The organism is uncultured Thiodictyon sp. (assembly GCF_903828115.1).
Lineage (GTDB): Bacteria > Pseudomonadota > Gammaproteobacteria > Chromatiales > Chromatiaceae > Thiodictyon.
The window spans coordinates 1-4,210 of record NZ_CAIKKU010000871.1; the positions used below are offsets into that span (position 1 = coordinate 1).

General features: G+C 74.2%; 2 protein-coding genes. Both read left to right on the forward strand.

Annotation, left to right across the window (positions count from 1 at the left end):
* Positions 1–3,481 (forward strand): S-layer family protein (locus QZY48_RS32760; RefSeq protein WP_295438693.1); only part of this gene is annotated, 3,481 nt, incomplete at its 5' end.
* A 17-nt stretch (positions 3,482–3,498) separates the two neighbouring features.
* A complete protein-coding gene (locus tag QZY48_RS32765; protein WP_295438695.1) occupies positions 3,499–4,050 on the forward strand; it encodes a hypothetical protein in 552 nt (183 codons plus the stop codon).
* Positions 4,051–4,210 lie beyond the last annotated feature (160 nt).

Sequence of the window (4,210 nt, forward strand, 5' to 3'; positions counted from 1 at the left end):
CTTCGGCGGCGGCGGCGGCTACGGCAGCGGCGGCGTCGGCGGCGGCTTCGGCGGCGGCAGCGCCGGCGGCGACTTCTCCGGCGGTGGCGGCGCGGGCCTCGGGGGCGCCCTCTTCGTCAAGCGCGGCACCCTGACCCTCAAGTCGGTCAGCTTCACCAGCAACAGCGCCGTCCTGGGCAGCAGCACGAACAACGGCGTCGGCCAGGGCGGCGCCATCTTCATCTGCACCAGCGACCTGACCGACTCCGGCACCAACCAGGCGCCCACCCAGTGCCTCGGCAGCATCGACCTGGCCGCCTCCTGCGGCGTGACCTTCACCGGCGGGGTGGCGGCACAGGGTCAGCCCGACCTCTTCTGGACCACCGTCAACCACGTCACCACGGGGCTCACCGACTCCTGCGTCGTCGCCACCCCGACCATGGCCGTCCAAGGCCAGGGGGTCACCATCGCCAATGGCGCCACCAGCCCCAGCACCGCCGACGACACCGACTGGGGCACCGTGACCCTGGGCAACGCCCCCAGCCACGGCTTCACCATCAAGAACACCGGCGGCTTGGCCCTCAACCTCACCGGGACGCCCAAGGTCGCCCTCATCGGCGCCGACTGCACCGCCTTCGTCGTCACCGCCCAACCCACGAGCCCGGTCCCCATCACCACCGGCAGCACGCCGTTTACGGTCCAATACACCCCAGCCGCGGCCGTCGCCTCCACCTGCACGGTCAGCATCGCCAACGACGACAGCACCAAGAACCCCTACACCTTCGCCATCGCCGGGACCGGGGCCCTGATCGCGCAGACCATCAGCGTCATCACCGCGTCCCCCGCCAGCGCGGCCTACGGCAGCGGCTTCAGCGTCGCCGCCACCGGCGGCGCCTCCGGCAGCGCCATCGTCTACGGCAGCAGCGGCGGCTGCACCAACAGCGGCGCCGTCTACACCATGACCAGCGGCACCACCGCCTGCACCGTCACCTACGACCAGGCCGGCGGCGGCAACTATGCCGCCGCCGCGCGGGTCACGGCGATCGTCACCGCCCAGCAGGCCGCCCAGACCATCGGCTTCGGCCCGGCCCCGACGGTGATCGTCGGCGGCACCGGACAGGTGAGCGCCACCGCGACCTCGGGCCTCACGGTCGGCTTCGGCAGCCAGACCAGCGGCATCTGTAGCGTCAGCGGGACCCTCGTCACCGGCCTGGCCGGCGGGACCTGCACCGTCGCCGCCAACCAGGCCGGCAACGCCAACTATGCCGCCGCGACCCAGGTCACCCAGCAATTCGGTATCGGGGTGCCGCCCACCCTGAGCACCCCGCAGGTCAGCCTGGCCGCGGCCAACCTGGCGACCCTGGACCTGCAGGCGAGCATCGCCGGGACCGGGTACTTCACCCTGCACGCGGGCACCGCCATCCTCTGCGGGACCGGCGCCCAGGTGCAGGCCGGGCAGGACGGCAGCAGCGCGCCGGCCCATTACCGGGGCTCACTGCCGCTCGCCGCCGCGACCCTGGCCCATTACACCCTGCGCAACCTGACCCAGGACCGCGCCTATACCCTCTGCTTCACCGCCGCCGCGGCCGACGGGACCCTGCAAGGCACGCCGGCCGGCGCCGCGCTGCAGACCGCGGCCATGACGGCCTTCACCGACCCCGGCTGGTCGCCGGTGGGCGGTGTCGGGTTCACCGTCGGCGCGGTGACGGACCCGAGCCTCGCCTTCGCCGCGGACGGCGCGCCCTATGTCGCCTATCGCGACGGCGCGAGCGCTCGGGCCGCGGTCATGGCCTACCGTAACGGGGGCTGGGGCGCGGTCGGGGGCGCGGTCTCAGTCGGCACCGCCGCCACCCCGTCGCTCGCCCTGGCCCCGGACGGGACGCCCTATGTCGCCTATCAGGACCAGGACGCGGCGGGCAAGGCCACGGTGCAGCGCTTCGACGGCAGCGACTGGGTGCCGGTCGGCGGCGCCGGCTTCACCCCCGGCACCGCGACCCACACGCGCCTCGCCTTCGGCGCCGACGGCAGTCCCCAGGTCGGTTATCAGGACGGCGACCAGGCCGGCAAGGCGAGCGTGATGCGCTTCGACGGCGCGAACTGGGCGCCGCTCGGCACGCCCGGGGTCTCCGACGGCACGGCCGTCGCCCCCGCCCTGGCGGTCGCCCCGGACGGCGGTACCTGGCTCGCCTATCTGGACGGCGCGACCAGCCCGCCCAACCGGGTCACGGCCCTGAGGTTCAACGACAGCGGCTGGGTCACGCAGGGCTCCGCCGGGTTCTCGGACGGGGCCGCGGCCTTCCCGACCCTGGCGCTCGCCCCGGACGGCCTGGCCCAGGTCGCCTATGCGGACGCCGCCACCAGCCCGGCGAACCGGGCGACGGTGATGCGCGACGACGCCGGTACCTGGGACGCGCTGGGCGGTGTCGGGGTCTCGGCCGGGATCGCCGCCGACCTGGCCCTGGCCCTGGGCGCGGACGGGGCGCCGCTCCTGGCCTTGCGCGACGGCAGCACCAGCCCGGCCAATCGGGCGACGGTGCTGCGCTTCGACGGGACCCAGTGGGCGGCCCTGGGCGGCGCCGGGTTCTCCGGCGGCACCGCGGCCTTCACCGCGCTCGCGGTCGCCCCGGACGGGACCCCCTATGTCGCCTACCAGGACGGCGCGCTGGGCAACCGGGCGACGCTGCTGCGCCTAGCCGAGCGGGTCGGCGTCACCGTCGGCACCAACCCCGCCGGGCGCACCTTCAGCGTCGACGGCAGCCCCTACAGCGCCGTCCAGTCATTCGCCTGGGCGCCGGGCACCAGCCATACCCTGGCCACCAACTCGCCGCAGACCGGCCCCGGGGTGCAGGCGGTCTTCACCGGCTGGTCGGACGGCGGGGCCTTGAGCCACGCCGTCACGGTCCCGGCGGGGTCGACCGCCTATACCGCCGGCTTCGCCACCCGGTATCAGTTGACCACCGCGGTAAACCTGGCGGCCGGCGGCCATGTCCTGCCGCTCACCGGCGGCTGGTACGGTGCCGGGAGCCTGGTCCAGGTCTCGGTGACGCCCAATGCCGGCTATGCCTTTGCCAACTGGACCGGCGCGGTCGCCAATGCCGCAGCCGCGGCCACCAGCGTGACGATGAGCGCCCCGCAGAGCCTGGTCGCCAACTTGAGCGGCGTCCCGGCCCTGCGCGCCCAGGTCACCGGCAAGACCGGGGCCGCCGCCAGCCGGGTCTGGACCATCACCCTGACCAACAGCGGGACCGGCACGGCGACCGAGGTCGCCATTACCGGCCTGGCGGTCGCGGCCTGGAGCGGGACCCCCTGCACCCCCGCGGTGCAGACGACGGGGCCGGTCGCGGTGCCGGATGTCGCGCCGGGCAGCCCCCGGACCGCCAGCCTCACCATCGACTTCGGCACCTGCGCCGCCGCGACCAAGTTCAAGGTCGACATCGGCTACCGCTTCGGCCCCGGCGGCGGCACCGTCGGCACCACCAGTTACACCAACACCCTTCGTTGAACCGGGAGTCCGCCATCATGATCCACCGCACCCTCCTCGCCCTGCTGCTGCTCGCGACCGCGCTCGCCGCCCCGGCCTCCCCGATCCCGACCCTGACCCTGACCGCGGCGGACCTCACCGGGGCGCCGGGGCAGACGGTCGGCTGGGGCTTTACGCTGGACAACCCCGGGACCAGTTTCGACCTCTACGTCACCAACGTCTGGGCGGACGGCTCCCTCGGCAGCGGGGTCCTGGGCACCTTCACCGACGCCATCGCCATCTGGTCGCTGCCCAATGGTCTGATGGTGACCGCCGGGGGCCTCTACACCGGGAGCTTCCCGACGACCGCGCTCGCGACCTTCGCGATCGACGCCAGCGCCGAGCCCGGGGACTGGGTGAGCGGGATCATCCACCTGGACTACGATCTGTATCAGGGGCAGGATTTCCAGCGCGGCGGCAGCGTGGAGGCCCCGGCCACGGTGAGCGTGGTCGCCGCCGCCCCCGTCCCCGCCACCGCCGCCCTGCTGGCCTTGGGGCTGGCCGGGCTCGCCGGGCGGGCCTGGCCGCGGCGGGGCAAGCGCGGCGCCTGAAGGTCGCGCAGCGACGCGGTGGGAGCGGCTTCAGCCGCGACGAGACGCCGCGGTATCCCGCGACGCCGCGTCTCCCGCGCGGCCCGTCGCAGCGACTTTGATCATAAGCCCGGCCATTGGGAGCGCCGCACCCCAGTGCGGCGCGATCTCTCAGGCGCCC

What these genes read in the sequence shown, in the direction of transcription:
- QZY48_RS32765 (WP_295438695.1), top strand. Translation starts at nt 3,499, where the DNA reads ATGATCCACCGCACCCTCCTCGCCCTGCTGCTGCTCGCGACCGCGCTC.